Here is a 15232-nt window from a genome sequence, read left to right as displayed (position 1 = left end):
TGCTGCGAAACGTGAATGAAAGCACCAGGGGCGAGCGCCGCACTGCGGCGTCGCGAACGCGAGAGTCGGCTTAGAGCGACATCTCGAACGCGGGGCGCAGCAGCACTTCGATCGCCATCACGATCAGACCCATGGCAGCGGCGGCGAGGGTCAGCGTGCCGTATTCGTCGTAGCGCGCATCGTAGAGACAAGCGACGACGAACAGAATGGCGAGCAGGTTAGTCAGCCAGTCGAAGTTCAGCGCGAGGAGCATCGGCATATCCGGGTGCCGATCCGAAGAAAACGGGCCGGCGGGTAGTGCAAACCGGCGCGATTCTAGCGGATGGACCTTACGGATACGCAACAATACCGCCCACTACACAGGTATTTTTGCAGCGCTCATCCACCGCGGACCGACACCGGCACCGCCATCTCATCACGAATCCATTCCGTGACCGAGCTACGTTTCGGCTGCCACCCGAGCAGCTTGCGCGCGCGTTCGCCGCGCACGCGGCTGTTCGAGCCGAGTCCATACGACGCCATCTCATAACCCCATTCCCCGATCGCGTCTTTCAGCGGCCAATCTTGCGGCGCGCCCAGCCCCATTTTCTGCGCGAGCGCCTCGGTCATCGAGACGAAGTTCGCTTCGCCGCTGTCGACGAAATAGAACGTGCCCGCAGGGGTTTTCTCGATCGCGAGCCGATAAAGCTCCGCCACATCGTCGACATGCACATTCGACCAGATATTCAGCCCACGCCCCACATGACGCATGACGCCGCTCTTTTGCGCCTGGCGAATCAGCCGCGGCAACTGCACGCTCGCTGCGCCCGGCACCGCGCCCACGCCGTAGATCAGCGTGTTGCAGAGCACGGCGCTGCGGATGCCGCGCTGCGCGCCCGCGAGCACGAGATCGTCGATGGCCACGCGCGGCGCCTTGTCGGGCGTCGGCGCGGGCAGGGCGTCTTCGTAAAAGATCTTGTCGGTCGGCTCGCCGCCCGAGGCGTCGCCGACGATGCTCGATCCGCTCGTGTGCAGCAGCGGCTTGCCCGAACCCTCGAGCGCGTCGAGCAGCGCTTCGACCGCGCCGCGATGGTCGCTGTCGGCGGCGTTGATCACCGCGTCGGCGGCGCGCGCCTCGCGCATCAGCAGATCGCGGTCGTCGAGACCGCCGCGCACCGGCGCGATCTTCAGCGCGTCGAGATCGGCGAATTGCTCGGGGCGGCGCACGAGCCCGCGCACCTCGTGGCCCGCGCGCGAGAGATACGCCGCGATCGTGCCGCCGATAAAGCCGCCTGCGCCCGTCACGAATACTTTCATGGAACTCTCCTGGTTGCGCCCGGCGCCGCGAACGGCGGCGGGGCGAATGGTCGTGTCAAGTGATCTCGCAATCAGTATCGCGGCATTCGCGCTTTGCAAAAACCGTGTTAGTCTCAAATGAATCTTGACTGCGGATCAATAATGAAAACATCGACCGACGAATTGCTCGTATTCGTCACCGTGATCGATGCGGGGTCGATCACCGCCGCCGCCGAAAAACTCCAGCAGACCGTGTCCGGTGTGAGCCGGGCGCTCACGCGGCTCGAAAAGCAGCTCGGCGTGGCGCTGATTCTGCGCACCACGCGGCGTCTGCAACTGACCGAGGAGGGCGAGCTGTTTCTCGAACGCGCCCGCGCGATCCTCGGCGCGATGGAGGACGCCGAAGAGGCCGTCACGCGCCATCGCGAACAGCCTTCGGGACGGTTGCGCGTCGACGCGGCCACGCCGTTCATGCTGCACTGTATCGTTCCGCACGTGAGCGCATTCGCGGCGCGCTATCCCGAGATCCAGCTCGAACTCACGAGCAACGAGCGCATCGTCGATCTGCTGGAGCAGCGTGTGGATATCGCGATCCGCATCGGCGCGTTGCAGGATTCGACGCTGCACGCGCGCTCGCTCGGCGTGAGCCGCCGCCGCGTGGTGGCGAGCCCCGCGTATCTCGCGGAGCACGGCACGCCGCGCTCGCTGGCGGCGTTGCGCGAGCAGCGGCTGATCGGCTTCACGGCGCCCGTGCAGTTGAATCGCTGGCCGCTGCGCGAAGTGGAGCCCGCAAGCGGCGACGCCGACGCCGAAGGCGGAAATCAGGCGCCTCTGTTCGACGAAACCGCCGAGCCGGGCATCGCGATCCAGCCGACGCTGTCCGCGTCGAGCGGCGAGACCATCCGGCAACTCGCGCTCGCGGGCGCGGGCATCGCCTGTCTATCCGATTTCATGACCGCCGACGACCGCGCGGCGGGCCGCCTCGTCACGCTGCTCGACGACGCGCTGCTCGTCGAGCGTCAGCCGATCCACGCCGTCTATTACCGCAGCGCCGCGCTGGCCGCGCGCGTGCAGTGCTTTCTCGCGTTTATGGGGGGCAGGCTGGAGCTGTAAGCCCGGCGCGGTTTCGCGCCGCGCTCATGGATAGTCCCAGGGTGGCCAAGCGGTTTTGAGAGTTGTCTATACAGGCGCACCAGGCTAGACTGCGCATCAACTTGTATAGACAGGATTCGATCATGCTTCTCACGCCCGGCCATCTGACCCTGCCCCAACTGCGCCAGATCGCGCGCGAATCGGTGAAACTCGAACTCGATCCGGCCAGCTACGCCGGCATCGACGCGGGCGCACGCGCCGTCGCCGAGATCACCGCGAAGGGCGAGCCCGCCTACGGCATCAACACGGGTTTCGGCCGTCTCGCGAGCACGCATATCCCCACCGACCAGCTCGAACTGCTGCAACGCAACCTCGTGCTCTCGCACGCGGTGGGCGTGGGCGAGCCGATGTCGCGTCCGGTCGTGCGTCTCTTGATGGCGCTGAAGCTGTCGAGCATGGGCCGCGGCCACTCGGGCATCCGTCGCGAAGTGATGGACGCGCTGATCACGCTGTTCAACGCCGACGTGCTGCCGCTGATTCCCGTGAAGGGTTCGGTCGGCGCCTCGGGCGACCTCGCGCCGCTCGCGCATATGTCGGCGGTGCTGCTCGGCATCGGCGAAGTGTTCATTCGCGGCGAGCGCGCCAGTGCCGAAGCGGGTCTGGCCATCGCTGGCCTCAAGCCGCTCACGCTGCAAGCCAAGGAGGGCCTCGCGCTGCTCAACGGCACGCAGGCGTCCACGGCGCTCGCGCTCTACAACATGTTCGCGATCGAAGACCTGTACCGTACGGCGCTCGTCTCGGGCGCGCTCTGCGTGGACGCGGCGGCGGGCTCGGTCAAGCCGTTCGACGCGCGCATTCACGAACTGCGCGGCCATCGCGGCCAGATCGAGGCGGCGGCTTCGTATCGCGACCTGCTCGAAGGCTCGGCGATCAACCTCTCGCACCGCGATTGCGGCAAGGTGCAGGACCCGTATTCGCTGCGCTGCCAGCCGCAGGTGATGGGCGCGTGTCTCGACCAGATGCGTCACGCGGCGCAGGTGCTGCTGATCGAGGCGAACGCCGTCTCCGACAATCCGCTGATCTTCCCGGAAACGCTCGAAGTGCTCTCGGGCGGCAACTTCCACGCCGAGCCGGTCGCTTTCGCCGCCGACAATCTCGCGCTCGCGGCCGCCGAAATCGGCGCGCTGGCCGAGCGCCGCATCGCGCTGCTGATCGACGCGACGCTTTCGGGCCTGCCGCCTTTCCTCGTCAAGGACGGCGGCGTGAACTCGGGCTTCATGATCGCGCACGTGACGGCGGCGGCGCTGGCCTCGGAGAACAAGACGCTCGCGCATCCGGCGTCGGTGGACTCGCTGCCGACTTCGGCGAACCAGGAAGACCACGTGTCGATGGCGACCTTCGGCGCGCGCAAGCTCGCCGATATCGCCGACAACACGGCCAACATTCTCTCGATCGAACTGCTCGCGGCGGCGCAAGGCGTCGATCTGCGTGCGCCGCACCAGACCAGCCCGGCGCTGCAGCGCGTCATGCATTCGGTGCGCGCCGAAGTTCCGCACTACGATCTCGACCGCTACTTCGCACCCGATATCGCGGCCGTCACGCGTCTCGTGCAGGCCGGCGTGATCGCGGCGCACAGCCCGTTCGCGTTCGAATCGCAGGCGAGCTGAGTGTCGTTGAGCGCCGCTAGCCTCGCCCGTCCCGCATGAACGCGCCCGCGTATCAAGGCATCAAGGATTTCATCCTTGCCCGCATCGACGCGGGCGAGTGGGGCGAGGGCGACCAGGTGCCGTCGGAGAACGAGCTGGCGCGCGAGTTCAAGGTCGCGCGCATGACCGTGAACCGCGCGCTGCGCGAGCTGACCGCCGAACAGGTGCTCACGCGCGTGCAGGGCGCGGGCACCTTCGTCGCGCGGCCGAAGTACGAATCGACGCTCGTGGCGATCCGCAGCATTTCCGATGAGATCGTCGCGCGCGGCCACCGTTATCGCGCCGAGGTCCTCGAACTCGGACCGCTGGCCGCCGACGAGGCGCTCGCGCTCGAAATGGGCTTGCGTCCGCATGACACCGTGTTCCGCTCGCGCGTGCTGCACTTCGAAAACGACGAGCCCGTGCAACTGGAAGAACGCTGGGTGAATCCCGCGCTTGCGCCCGATTACGCCGAGCAGGATTTCACGCAGACCACGCCGAACCAGTATCTCGTGCGCGTCGCGCCGTTGCAGCGCGTCGAGTACCGCATCGAGGCGCTCGCGCCCGAAGGCGACACGCGCGCGCATCTCGCGATGGGCGAGGCCGAGCCGTGTCTCGTGCTGCATCGGCGCACGTGGTCGCGCGCGCTGGTGGCGTCGGTGGCGAATCTCTGGCATCCGGGTAGCCGGTATCGGTTCACCGGGCATTTCTAGGCGCGTTCAGGCGCGCCTCACGCGTTCTCTTTCTGTTTTCTCTCTTGCCTTCCGCCGCTTGTTTGAATTCATTGGCGGTCCGAAGTAATTCCATTTCCTTTCGATTCGCCGATCAACATGCCGACGCGGACGCGTCTAGCGGGTTACGACCCCGCTAGAGCGTTGCGGCGACGCGGCACACGTCTTGCGGCGGGTTGCATCGCACCGCGCGATGCGGCAACCTTCAGGCATCGGCCAGGCGCATCGATGCTGATGCGGCCTTCGAGGAGGACCTCCGCAATGGAAGATTCCGGGGCAACGCTCATGCCCATGTGGCGCGCGAACCTCGCGCTGCTGACCCGCGAGGTGGGCGCGATCACGCGGCTCGCACGCATGATGACGTTTTCCGCCAGTCATATGAAGCTGATCGTCACGGGACAGCGCGACTTCAGCGCGGAGTTCGTGCGCGGCGTGGAAGCCGTCACGGGCTTGCGCGAAGGCTGGATGGACGAGCCGCACGACGCATCCGACGTGCCCGACGAAGCGCGCGAGGCCATCGCCGGCGAATCGCCGCGCGCGCGTTTTCGCGGCACCGCGCATCCGGTGCGCAAGGCGCCGGTGCTGCGCTCCGAACCCATCTTCGGGCAGGCGGGCGCGCGCCGCGATGCGCCGCAGGACGCTCAGGCGCAGCGGCGTCTGGCCGGCACGCGCAAGATCCGCGAACTGGCCGCGCAGGACGTGCGCAAGCTCGAACGCCATCTGAGCATGCTGCCGGTCGATCCCGAGGCGCTGCGCTCTCGCATCGAGGACGTGATCGGTTACGCGGAACCCGACGAGCGCGTACGCGCCGATCTCGAAGGGCGGCTCGAACAGATCGAAAAGCATCGCGAACTGCTGCTGCGCCACATTTCGCGTCTGCACGCGCTGCTGGTGCGTCTGGGCGAGGAGTGAGGGCGAGGTTCACATCGCACGCGCATCTGGGATCGACTTGAACCCCGCCACCTTTAAGCTCGCTGCCTTAAACCCGCCGCTTTAAACCCGCAGTTCGGCCAGAATCTGCTCGGCGAGAAAATCGCACGGCGGGCGGTTCGAACTCGCGCTGCGCGCGAGCACCACTTCGAGTTCGGGCAGGTCGGGCAGGCCGTGCGGGCGTCCGAGCGTGGCGAAAGTCTCGGGCACGGCGCAGCGCGCAAGCGGCGCGACGGCGAGGCCCGCCGCCACCATGCTGCACAGCCCCATCAGGCTCGGGCTTTCATACGACGTGCGATAGGTGATGCGCGCGCGCTCCAGCGCCTGGATCGCGTTCGCGCGCGCGACGCTGCCCGCGCTGAAGAGGGCGATGGGCAGCGGCCGCTCGCGCCAGACCTCGCGGCCGATCGCGGCCGTGGCGGCGGCGGGCGGCCCGGCCCAGACCATCGGCTCGAAGCGGATGAATTCGCCGGACAGGCCGCGCGCGCTCGTGGTGCCGGTCGTGCCGGTGATACACGCCAGGTCGATCTTGTTTTCGCGCACCAGCGGCGCGAGCGCGCTGCTCGGCAGCCCGACCACCTGAATCTCCACCTTCGGCCAGTTCGCCGAGAACTTGCGCAGCACGGGCGGCAGCAGCGACGACGCGTAGTCGTCGGGCATGCCGATCGACACGCGCCCCGTCACCTCGGGATGCGCGAGCGTCGCCCAGGCTTCGTCGCGCAGCGCCAGCATGCGCCGCGCGTAGGCGATCAGCGTGTGGCCGTCCGGCGTGGGCGTGACGTTGCGCGGCGCGCGGATGAAAAGCGGCTTGCCGAGGGTGTCTTCGAGCGCGCGGATCTGCATGCTCAGCGCGGCCTGCGAGCGGTGCACGAGCGCCGCGCCGCGCACGAAGCTGCCGGCGTCGGCGACGGCCACCACCATGGCGAGCACGTCCAGATCGAGGGTCTTCATCGGTATAAGAAAAACTGATCGAAAACTTCAATATAACGCGTTTGTCTGAAGGCCGCGACGTCCGTATTCTGGGGACCGAGCTGTCCGCCTTACCCCTTGTCGTTTTCAACTGGTTTTCCGCCATTTAGCCGCCGCCTCAACCGAGATCCGCAATGTCGATGATTCCGCCTGTTGATTTGAACTACGAACGATTCCGCGCGCTGGGACTGCGCCTCGACATGTCGCGCGGCAAGCCCGCGCCCGAGCAGCTCGATCTCTCGCAGGCGCTGTTCGACGTAGCGGCGTCGACGGATTTCCGCGCGCGCGACGGTTTCGACTGCCGCAACTACGGGCTCGGTGCGGGCTTGCCCGAGGCGCGCGAACTGGGCGCGGAACTGCTCGGCGTGAGCGCCGCGCAGGTGGTCGCCGCGGGCAATTCGAGCCTCGAACTGATGCACGACGCGTTCGTGTTCGCGCTGCTGCACGGCGTGCCGTCGGGCGAGGAGGGCGCGAAGGGTGCAAAGGGTGCCGAAGGCACGCCATGGCGCGCCCAGGGCGAGATCGCGTTCCTGTGTCCCGCGCCGGGCTACGACCGTCACTTCGCGATCTGCGAGGCGCTGGGCGTGCGCATGATCGCCGTGCCGATGAACGACGACGGCCCGGACATCGACGCGATCGAAGCGCTCGTGCGCGACGACGCCTCGATCAAGGGCATGTGGTGCGTGCCGCATTACAGCAACCCGACAGGCGCGACGTATGCCGACGACATCGTGCGCCGCCTCGCGGCCATGCCCGCCGCCGCGCCCGATTTCCGCCTCTTCTGGGACGACGCCTATCGCTTCCATCATCTGACCGATACGGCGCGCGCGCCGCACGACATGATCGCGGCCTGCGCGGCGGCGGGTCACGCGGACCGCGTACTGATGTTCGCGTCGCTCTCGAAGGTGACCTACGCGGGCGGCGGGCTTGCGTGGCTGGCGGCGTCGCCGCGCAACGTGGCGTGGTGGCTGCGCCATACGGGCGTGCGCTCGATCGGCCCGGACAAGCTGAACCAGTTGCGCCACGTGCGTTTCGTGCGCGACCGCGCGACGCTCGACGCGCTGATGGCCCGCCATCGCGCCCTGCTCGCGCCGAAGTTCGACGCCGTCGATGCGGTGTTCCGCGCGCGCCTCGCGGGCGTGCCCGAGGTCAGCTGGAACGCACCGCAGGGCGGCTATTTCATCAGCCTGTATGCGCCGCCGGGTTGCGCGCGGCGCACGGTGGAACTCGCGGCCGAGGCCGGGCTCGTGCTGACGCCCGCGGGCGCGGCATTTCCCTACGGCGTCGATCCGCAGGACCGGCATTTGCGGATTGCGCCGTCGTTTCCGTCGCTCGACGAGGTGCGGCTCGCGGCCCACGGCATCGCGCTGTCGCTGCTGCGCGCGATCGAGGAGCAGGGCAGGCGCGCTGCTTGAGCCGATTGAGCCGCCTGAGCCGCTTGAGCCGCGCGCGGCGGCGGGGGCACGGTCGGGCGCCGCGCGGCGCGACAGGCGATGTGCTACAACGAAAGGCGAGGGCCTTCGTTCTGGTGAGGTTGCCGTGGCTGCTGCGCGTTTTGCCCGTTCCGCCGATGCCGCCGCGCGTGGCGCGTGCGGGTGGAGGGCTGGGTGTTGAGCGTGGCGCGCCGCCGAGTCGGTGTTGCGCTCGCGTCGATACTCGCTCTCTGCGCGGCGTGGCCTCTCAGCGCAGACGCACAACAAGCCCCCGCGCCGCCGCCGTCGCTCGATAGCGCCACCGACGATCAACCCCCGGCGACACTGGAGCGCGACGTCCACGTATTCATCGTGCAAAAGGACGGCTCGGTCGAGGAGCACGACGATTCGACCTTGCGCGCGAACACCGGCGCGGGCGTCGATGCCATCGCCCAGCGCTACGTCTGGTTCAATAAGGATATCGAAACAATCACAGGACTCACGGCGCAGACCATCGACCCGGATGGCACCACGCACACGGTCGGTCCCGCGAATATCCGCGACGTGCAGGAACCGCGTTCGGCGGGCGCGCCGACCTTCGAGGACGGCGTGCTGCGCACGGTGATCTTTCCGGGCGTGCAGCCGGGCTCGCGCGTGCGTCTCGCGTTTTCGAAGCGGCGCACGAAGCCCTTGCAGGCGGGCACGTTCTCGTACTTCGCGGTGCCGGAAGATCAGCCGACGCAGTTTCAGCGCCTCGTTTTCGACCTGCCCGCCGATGTGCCGCTCTACGCCGACGCGCGCGGCTACACCGCGCAAGCGCCCGTGACGGAAAACGGCCGCACGCGCTATGCGTTCGACCACGAGCACGGCCCGTATCCCCCGCAGGAGGCAGGCGCGGTCGCGCGCGTGAACTGGGGCGCGCGGCTCATGGTGACGACGGTGCCGGGTTTCGCGGCTTTCGCGGCGCGCTATCGCGAGTCGGCGGCCGATCCGTCGGCGACGAGTCCGGCCATCGCGGCGTTCGCGCAATCGCTGACGGCGGGCGCGAGCGATCCGCGCGAGAAGGCCGCGCGCCTCTACGACTGGATGCGCCTGAACATTCGCTACGTCGCGCTGTTTCTGGGCGAGACAGAGGCCGCGCCGCATCGCGCGACGGATATCCTGCGCGACCGCTACGGCGACTGCAAGGATCACGTTGCGCTGTTCACGGCGCTGCTCGCGGCGATTGGCGTGCGCGCCGAAGCCGCGCTCATCAATCTCGGGCCGGTCTATTCGCTGCCCGGCGTGCCGGGTTACGGCGCGGAGGCGATCAACCACGTCATCGCGTATCTGCCCGATCTCGGCGTGTTCGCCGATACCTCGTCGGGCGGCGTGGCGTTCGGTTTTCTGCCTGCGGGCGTGATGGATCGCCCGGCCTTGCTCGTCGACGACGGCGTGCTCGCGCGCACGCCCGCCACGCAGCCGCGCGCGCGTTCGGCGCGGCTCGACATCGATGTGAACGCCGACGGCAACGCCGCGTACCGCTATCACGTGGACGACGCGGGCGCGAGCGCCGAACCCGAGCGCAACACGTTCCGCCGCGCCACGCATCAGGTCGCGCAGCAGATCGCCGCGCAACGTGTACGTCTGACCGGCCTCGCGGGCACGGCGCATATTTCCACTAGCGCGCTCGACGCTACCTCGGGATCATTCGGTACGAGCATCGACGGCACGCTCGATCACTTCGTCTGGCGCGACGGCACCACGGCGCTGCCCGCCCTGAGCAGCCTCTCGGGCGGCGTCGCCACGCAGATCGACACGTGGCTCGCGGTGCCGCGCCGCACGCAGCCGTGGGCCTGCGTGGGCGGCGATTACGAGGAGGACGCGCAGATCGTGCTGCCCGCGTTCGCGCGCGTGACGGACCTGCCGCGCGACGCCAACGTGAGCGTGCAGGCCGACGCGGCTCGCCTCGTCTACAGCGCGCGTTACGTGTTCGATCCGCTCACGCGCACGGTGCAGATCGCGCGGCGATTGTCGGCGCAATTCGGGCAGCAGGTGTGTTCGACGCAGCAGTTCGAGCAGATGCGCGACGCGCTCGTGCGCATCCAGCGCGATACGCATGCGCAGATCGTCGTGCGCGCGCGCTGAGTCAAGCCGAGTCGATCAGGATGACTGATTAATGAAGGCGAGGCCGGAAAGCCGGCGCTCGAAGCGCGTGGCTCAACCGCCGCGCGTCGTGATCGGCACCCACGCGCCTTGCTTGACCTGATAGAGCGTGGACGCGCCGCTCTTGAGCGCGCCATGTTCGTCGAAGGCGATACGGCCGGTCACGCCGTCGAAGGCGAGTGCGCCGAGCACGGGACGGTAGACGTCGGGTTTCGCCGACTTCGCGGCCACCATCGCGTGGATCGCGGCCCAGGCGGCGTCGTAGCCGAAGGGCGCGTAGGCGAGCACGTCGGCGCCGAAGCGGCTGCGGTACTTCTGTGCGAAGCGCGGGCCGTCGGGCAGTTGTGCGAGCGGGCGGCCGTATTCCCACGCCATCGCGCCTTCGCCGGCCGCGCCCGCGAATTCCAGGAAGTCGGGGTTGGCCACGCCGCCGCCGCCCACGAACTGCGTCTTCATGCTGCGCGCCTTCATCTGCTTGACGAGCGACGCCGCCTGGTGCGCGAGGCCGCCGAAGTAGAGCAGGTCGGCGTCGGCGGCCTTGATCTTCGAGAGCTGCGGGCCGAAGTCGTCGGACTCCGTGACGGCGAACTCGCGCGCGACCACATTGCCGCCGTGCTCCTTCACGGTGCGCTCGAACACGTCGGCCTCGCCCTGGCCGAAGGCGCTGCGGTCGTCGATGATCGCCACGCGTTTGGCCTTCATCACGTCGATGGCCCACGCGCCCGCGATGCCCGCGTTCTGCGCGTCGTTCGAAATCACGGTGAAGGTGTTCGCGAAGCCCTGCGCGGTGATGACGGGATTGGTCGCGGCGGGATCGATCATCGGAATGCCCGCGCTTTCGTAGATGCGCGAGGCGGGAATCGCCGTGCCCGAGTTGAAGTGGCCGATCACGGCCGCCACGCCCTGATTCGTGAGCTGCGCGGCCGACTGCACGCCGACGCGCGGATCGGCGCGGTCGTCGAGCGCGACGAGTTCGAAATGCGCGGTCTGGTCGCCGATCTTGAGGCCCTGGACGTTGGCCTCGTCGAGCGCGAGCTGCACGCCGTTCTGCAAGTCGCGGCCATAGTTCGCGTAGTCGCCCGAGAGCGGCGCGACGAAGCCGATGCGCACGGTCAGCGGACCCGCCGCCCAGGCCGCGCTGTCCGGCAGGGCGAGCAGCGCGCCGCCCGAGGCGACGGCGAACGCACCGGCGCAGGCGAGCCGCGCGAGCGTGCGCAGGGCGGCGCGGCGCGGTCGTGGGACGGCGGCGGGGCGGGGCGTGTGGCGCGGGCTCATCGTGACTCCTGGCGCCGTGCGGCGCGGCAGTGTGCTTTCTTGTACGTTGCGCTCGTGTCGCGCGCGGGCCGTGGACGGCCCGGCGGACTCCCTCGGGTGCGCCGTCGCGCGGCGGCCGACGGGTTTTTGCAAGCAATATAACAGGCCGCTTTCGGTGGCCTGGGTTCGGCGGCCGGGGTTCGACGGCCGCGCCTGGCAGCCGGTCAGGCGCTCAATACTCCGCCTGCAGCGCGAGCAGCGATTCGCGCAGACGCACGAGCGGCGCCATGGTGTCGTCGTTGGCCCAGCCTTCGAGGTCGTCGAGCGCGCGGTTGCAGCCGTCGAGCACCACGTCGAGGTCGACGGGCACGCCGTTGGCGAGCGCGAAGCGGATCACCGACTCGAAGCGCTGGCAGTCGTCGTCGCCATAGGCGATGTCGAGGTTGTCGGCGATGGTCTGCGCGATGTCGCTGCGCGCGCGATCTTCTTCGTCGACGAAGTCGATGATGCCGCGCGCCACGTCGGGCGCGTGGTAGAGCGCGATATCGAGCCACTGGGCGGCGTCGAAACCGGCTTCGTGGCTCTGCTCCTCGAAGTATTCGATCGCTTCCTGCTCGTGCGTTTCGCCGGCATCGACGGCGAGGCACAGCTGCTCGAAATACTCTTCCTGTTCACTGCGGATGGGGTCGGACATCGGTCAATCTCTTCAAACGGTGGGCGCGGCGGGCCGCGCACGTGCGGCCCGCATTATATGCCCGATGACTGATGCCCGACGCTCGCGCCGTCTTTCCGTGGCCGTTGCCCGCCGCTTGTGCGTGCCTGTGCCTGCTTGTGTTCGCCGGCGCGCGTGGCGAGAGGAGGCGCGAGGCGGCTCACGCCGGTTCGACCGTCCACGCGTCGAACCACTCGCGCGGGCGCGCGATCTGGTCCTGCGCGGCGACGATTTCCAGCTCGTAGCGCCCCGCGTCGTAGGTCGTGCGCACGACCGCGTTGACGGCGGCGAGCGTGTGCTCGAAGGCGCGGCGCAGCGAGTCGCCGAGCATCAGGCGCGCCACGAAAATCGCGCTCGTGATGTCGCCGACGCCGACCGGCTGACGCGCGAACGGATAGAGCGGCCGCTGCGCGAGCCACGCCTCGCGCTCGCTGACCACCAGCATGTTGAAGGTGTCGGCGGGGCTGTTGCGGTCGAGCAGATGCTTCACGAGGATCAGCTTCGGGCCGCGCGCGATCAGCTCGCGGCAGGCGGCGACGGCTTCCTCGGCGGTCTCCAGCTCGCGGCCGACGAGGCGCTGCAGCTCGCTGTGATTGGGCATCATCGCGTCGGCTACGCCCGGCATGTGCGTGACGAGGAATTCCTGGATGCCGGGCTCGACCTTGCAGCCGGTGCCGGCGGCGTTGAGCGTGCCCATCACCGGATCGCAGAAGTAGCGCGCCTGCGGATTGGCCGCCTTCACGGCCCGCACCACGTCGATCACGGCCTGCGCCTGCTCGGGCGCGCCGAGGTAGCCGGAGAGCACGGCGTCGCAGCGCGGCAGCATGCCGATCGCGCCGATGCCTTCGACGAGATCGACCATCTGTTCGGCGTCGATGGCGCTGCCGGTCCAGTGGCCGTACTGCGTGTGATTCGAGAACTGCACGGTGTTGAGCGGCCACACGTTGACGCCGAGCCGGCGCATGGGGAATACCGCCGCGCTGTTGCCCGCGTGGCCGAACACGACATGCGACTGGATGCTCAGGACATTTTTCATGGCCGGTCCGGTGGGTTTCGGTCGGTTGCTGCGGTCGTGTGTGTCGGTCATAACGTGGCGGTTGGTCGGTGCGCGCCGTCGCGGGTTCGCGCGCGCCGTGCGGTTCGGAAGGGGCGTGCATGGCTGTCGCGCATGATGGCGTGCTCGACAGTCGTGCTTTGCGGCAATGCCCAACGGCGTGCAGGGATCGCGCGAGGCGCGAGCGCGCCGGGCGGCGCGGGCGTGCGATGCACGCAGTGCAGCAACGATAACCGAATTCGCCGCGCGAGGTCGATCACCGCGCGTGGGCGGTGTTGCGTGTGTCCGTCGACAGGGTTGCCGATGGGGTTGTCGATGGGGTTGCCGCCAGGGCGTCGATGCCGCCGTCGTCAGGCGGCTTCCACGAGCTCGCGGTAAAGCGCCATGTAGCGTTGCGCCGACGCGGCCCAGCCGAAGTCCTGCTGCATGCCGCGCGCGCGCGTCTCGCGCCAGTCGCGGCTGCGGGCGTAAAGCGCGAAGGCGCGGCGGATCGCGGCGCTGAGCGCATCCGGCTCGAAGCGCTCGAACACGAAGCCGGTGGCGAGGCCATCGGCGAGATTTTCGAGCGAGGTGTCGACCACGGTATCGGCGAGTCCGCCCACGCGATGCACGAGCGGCAGCGCGCCATAGGCGAGCGCGTAGAGCTGCGTGAGCCCGCACGGTTCGAAGCGCGACGGCACCATCATGACGTCGGCGCCCGCGACGATCTCGTGCGCGAGCGTTTCGTCGAAGCCGAGTTCGACCGCCACCGATTCGGGATGCTGACGCGCCGCGCGCGCGAAGCCCTGTTCGAGACTCGCGTCGCCGGTGCCGAGCACGACGAGCTGGCCGCCGCGCGAGACGATGTCGGGCAGCGCCGCGAGCAGCAGGTCGAGGCCTTTCTGCTCGGTCAGGCGGCTCACGACGCCGAACACGGGCGCATCGTGCTTCGACGCAAGCCCGAAGCGCTGCTGCAGCGCCGACTTGCAGCGCAGCTTGCCGCTCATGCGCGTGGCCGAGTAGCGCGCGGCGAGGGCGGCGTCGCTGGCCGGATTCCAGACCGCGTAATCGACGCCGTTCAGGATGCCGACGAGATCGTGCGCGCGGCCCTTGAGCAGCGCTTCGAGGCCGCCACCCTGCGCCACGGTCTGGATCTCGCGCGCATAGCTCGGGCTCACGGTCGTGATCTTGTCGGCGTAATAGAGACCGGCCTTGAGAAACGACAGCTGACCGTAGAACTCGATGCCGTGCATGTCGAAGAAGTCGGCGGGCAGGCCCAGCGTACCGAATTGCTGGGCCGGAAAAATGCCTTGATAGGCGAGGTTGTGGATCGTGAAAACGCTGCGCGCGGGCGGCCGCGCGGCGAGACCGCGCTCGCGGGCGGCGGCGCGCAGATACGCACCCGCGAGGCCCGCGTGCCAGTCGTGCGCGTGCACGATGTGGGGCGTCCAGGCCGGGTCGAGATGCAGCGCGAGTTGCGCCGCGGCCCAGCCGAGCAGCGCGAAACGCTCGGCGTTGTCGCCGTAGGGCACATGCTGGGCGTCGAGATAGGGATTGCCGGGGCGCGCATAGAAGGCATCGGCGCGAATCATGTAGACCGGCACGTCGCTGCCCGGCAGACGTCCGAGTTCGAGCGAGGCCTCGGGCGCGCCGAAACTGCGTTCGAGCCGCGCGACGGGACGCAGGTCCGCGAGATCGGCGGCCACGCCCGGGAAGCCTGGCAGCAGCACGCGCGCATCGGCGCCTTGTTCGATCAGCGCGGCGGGCAGGGCGGCGGTCACGTCGGCGAGGCCGCCGGTTTTCAGGAGCGGATAGAGTTCGCTGGCGGCATGCAGAACACGGATCGTCATCGGGCTGGGGTCCTGGGTTGGGCCTCGGTTTGGCTTTGCTTTGGCGTTGCTGCGGCTTCGGTTCGTGCCGCCTGTGCGGGTGTTGCGCGGCGCGTTTGTCGCTCGCTTGCCGCGCGTTTGTCGCTCGTTCGCAGACTGGGGCGG

The 15232-nt window shown here is 68.7% G+C and carries 13 protein-coding genes; 6 read left to right on the top strand and 7 right to left on the bottom strand.

Translation table 11 applies throughout. From position 1 onward, the window contains the following. Positions 1-70: 70 nt before the first annotated feature. Together U4Y88_RS06685 and U4Y88_RS06680 are read right to left on the bottom strand one after the other, a co-directional pair. Positions 71-253 carry a hypothetical protein gene (locus tag U4Y88_RS06685; RefSeq protein WP_027821027.1) on the bottom strand — a complete coding sequence of 61 codons (183 nt, stop codon included), beginning with the start codon at positions 251-253 and terminating at the stop codon, positions 71-73. Positions 254-378: 125 nt separating this feature from the next. Further along, a complete protein-coding gene (locus U4Y88_RS06680; RefSeq protein WP_321783069.1) occupies positions 379-1296 on the bottom strand; it encodes an NAD-dependent epimerase/dehydratase family protein in 918 nt (305 codons plus the stop codon). A gap of 141 nt (positions 1297-1437) precedes the next feature. Here U4Y88_RS06680 and U4Y88_RS06675 point away from each other — a divergent pair, with 141 nt between their 5' ends. From U4Y88_RS06675 to U4Y88_RS06660, 4 genes are all read left to right on the top strand, one after another. Further along, entirely contained in the window at positions 1438-2388 is a 951-nt protein-coding gene (locus U4Y88_RS06675) for a LysR family transcriptional regulator (protein WP_224012460.1), read from the top strand. 122 nt (positions 2389-2510) lie between these two features. Then, positions 2511-4034, top strand: a complete 1524-nt coding sequence (hutH, locus tag U4Y88_RS06670) for a histidine ammonia-lyase (RefSeq protein ID WP_224012461.1) — start codon at positions 2511-2513, stop codon at positions 4032-4034. 35 nt (positions 4035-4069) lie between these two features. Next, positions 4070-4765 (top strand): histidine utilization repressor, encoded by a 696-nt coding sequence (hutC, locus tag U4Y88_RS06665; protein WP_224012462.1) that lies wholly within the window; start codon positions 4070-4072, stop codon positions 4763-4765. Positions 4766-5044: 279 nt separating this feature from the next. Then, positions 5045-5695, top strand: coding sequence for a hypothetical protein (locus tag U4Y88_RS06660; protein ID WP_224012463.1), 651 nt, complete (start codon positions 5045-5047; stop codon positions 5693-5695). An 81-nt stretch (positions 5696-5776) separates the two neighbouring features. Here the strand turns inward: U4Y88_RS06660 and U4Y88_RS06655 are convergent, their stop codons facing one another. After that, complete coding sequence (locus U4Y88_RS06655) at positions 5777-6664, bottom strand: LysR substrate-binding domain-containing protein (protein ID WP_290371115.1); 888 nt, start codon at positions 6662-6664, stop codon at positions 5777-5779. Between the two features lie 152 nt (positions 6665-6816). On the opposite strand from U4Y88_RS06655, the gene U4Y88_RS06650 reads away from it, so the two are divergent. Then, positions 6817-8097, top strand: a complete 1281-nt coding sequence (locus tag U4Y88_RS06650; protein ID WP_321783067.1) for an aminotransferase class I/II-fold pyridoxal phosphate-dependent enzyme — start codon at positions 6817-6819, stop codon at positions 8095-8097. Between the two features lie 201 nt (positions 8098-8298). Continuing rightward, a complete protein-coding gene (locus tag U4Y88_RS06645) occupies positions 8299-10221 on the top strand; it encodes a DUF3857 domain-containing transglutaminase family protein (RefSeq protein ID WP_415774405.1) in 1923 nt (640 codons plus the stop codon). 72 nt (positions 10222-10293) lie between these two features. Here U4Y88_RS06645 and U4Y88_RS06640 read toward each other — a convergent pair whose 3' ends face one another. From U4Y88_RS06640 to glgA, 4 genes are all read right to left on the bottom strand, one after another. Beyond that, complete coding sequence (locus U4Y88_RS06640) at positions 10294-11514, bottom strand: branched-chain amino acid ABC transporter substrate-binding protein (protein ID WP_321783064.1); 1221 nt, start codon at positions 11512-11514, stop codon at positions 10294-10296. 211 nt (positions 11515-11725) lie between these two features. Then, complete coding sequence (locus tag U4Y88_RS06635; protein ID WP_321783062.1) at positions 11726-12187, bottom strand: hypothetical protein; 462 nt, start codon at positions 12185-12187, stop codon at positions 11726-11728. A 178-nt stretch (positions 12188-12365) separates the two neighbouring features. Then, positions 12366-13241: a pyridoxal kinase PdxY gene (gene pdxY / locus U4Y88_RS06630; protein ID WP_321783060.1), complete on the bottom strand. Its 876-nt coding sequence runs from the start codon at positions 13239-13241 to the stop codon at positions 12366-12368. Between the two features lie 368 nt (positions 13242-13609). Beyond that, complete coding sequence (gene glgA / locus U4Y88_RS06625) at positions 13610-15088, bottom strand: glycogen synthase GlgA (protein ID WP_321783058.1); 1479 nt, start codon at positions 15086-15088, stop codon at positions 13610-13612. Positions 15089-15232: the final 144 nt, after the last annotated feature.

The sequence above is a fragment of the Paraburkholderia sp. J94 genome, from assembly GCF_905220285.1.
Taxonomy (GTDB): domain Bacteria; phylum Pseudomonadota; class Gammaproteobacteria; order Burkholderiales; family Burkholderiaceae; genus Paraburkholderia; species Paraburkholderia tropica_A.
Note: the sequence above shows the minus strand (reverse complement) of the source record. Positions and strands in the feature narration are given on the sequence as shown.

What these genes read in the sequence shown, in the direction of transcription:
- U4Y88_RS06685 (WP_027821027.1), bottom strand. Translation starts at nt 253, where the DNA reads ATGCTCCTCGCGCTGAACTTCGACTGGCTGACTAACCTGCTCGCCATT.
- U4Y88_RS06680 (WP_321783069.1), bottom strand. Translation starts at nt 1,296, where the DNA reads ATGAAAGTATTCGTGACGGGCGCAGGCGGCTTTATCGGCGGCACGATC.
- U4Y88_RS06675 (WP_224012460.1), top strand. Translation starts at nt 1,438, where the DNA reads ATGAAAACATCGACCGACGAATTGCTCGTATTCGTCACCGTGATCGAT.
- hutH (WP_224012461.1), top strand. Translation starts at nt 2,511, where the DNA reads ATGCTTCTCACGCCCGGCCATCTGACCCTGCCCCAACTGCGCCAGATC.
- hutC (WP_224012462.1), top strand. Translation starts at nt 4,070, where the DNA reads ATGAACGCGCCCGCGTATCAAGGCATCAAGGATTTCATCCTTGCCCGC.
- U4Y88_RS06660 (WP_224012463.1), top strand. Translation starts at nt 5,045, where the DNA reads ATGGAAGATTCCGGGGCAACGCTCATGCCCATGTGGCGCGCGAACCTC.
- U4Y88_RS06655 (WP_290371115.1), bottom strand. Translation starts at nt 6,664, where the DNA reads ATGAAGACCCTCGATCTGGACGTGCTCGCCATGGTGGTGGCCGTCGCC.
- U4Y88_RS06650 (WP_321783067.1), top strand. Translation starts at nt 6,817, where the DNA reads ATGTCGATGATTCCGCCTGTTGATTTGAACTACGAACGATTCCGCGCG.
- U4Y88_RS06640 (WP_321783064.1), bottom strand. Translation starts at nt 11,514, where the DNA reads ATGAGCCCGCGCCACACGCCCCGCCCCGCCGCCGTCCCACGACCGCGC.
- U4Y88_RS06635 (WP_321783062.1), bottom strand. Translation starts at nt 12,187, where the DNA reads ATGTCCGACCCCATCCGCAGTGAACAGGAAGAGTATTTCGAGCAGCTG.
- pdxY (WP_321783060.1), bottom strand. Translation starts at nt 13,241, where the DNA reads ATGAAAAATGTCCTGAGCATCCAGTCGCATGTCGTGTTCGGCCACGCG.
- glgA (WP_321783058.1), bottom strand. Translation starts at nt 15,088, where the DNA reads ATGACGATCCGTGTTCTGCATGCCGCCAGCGAACTCTATCCGCTCCTG.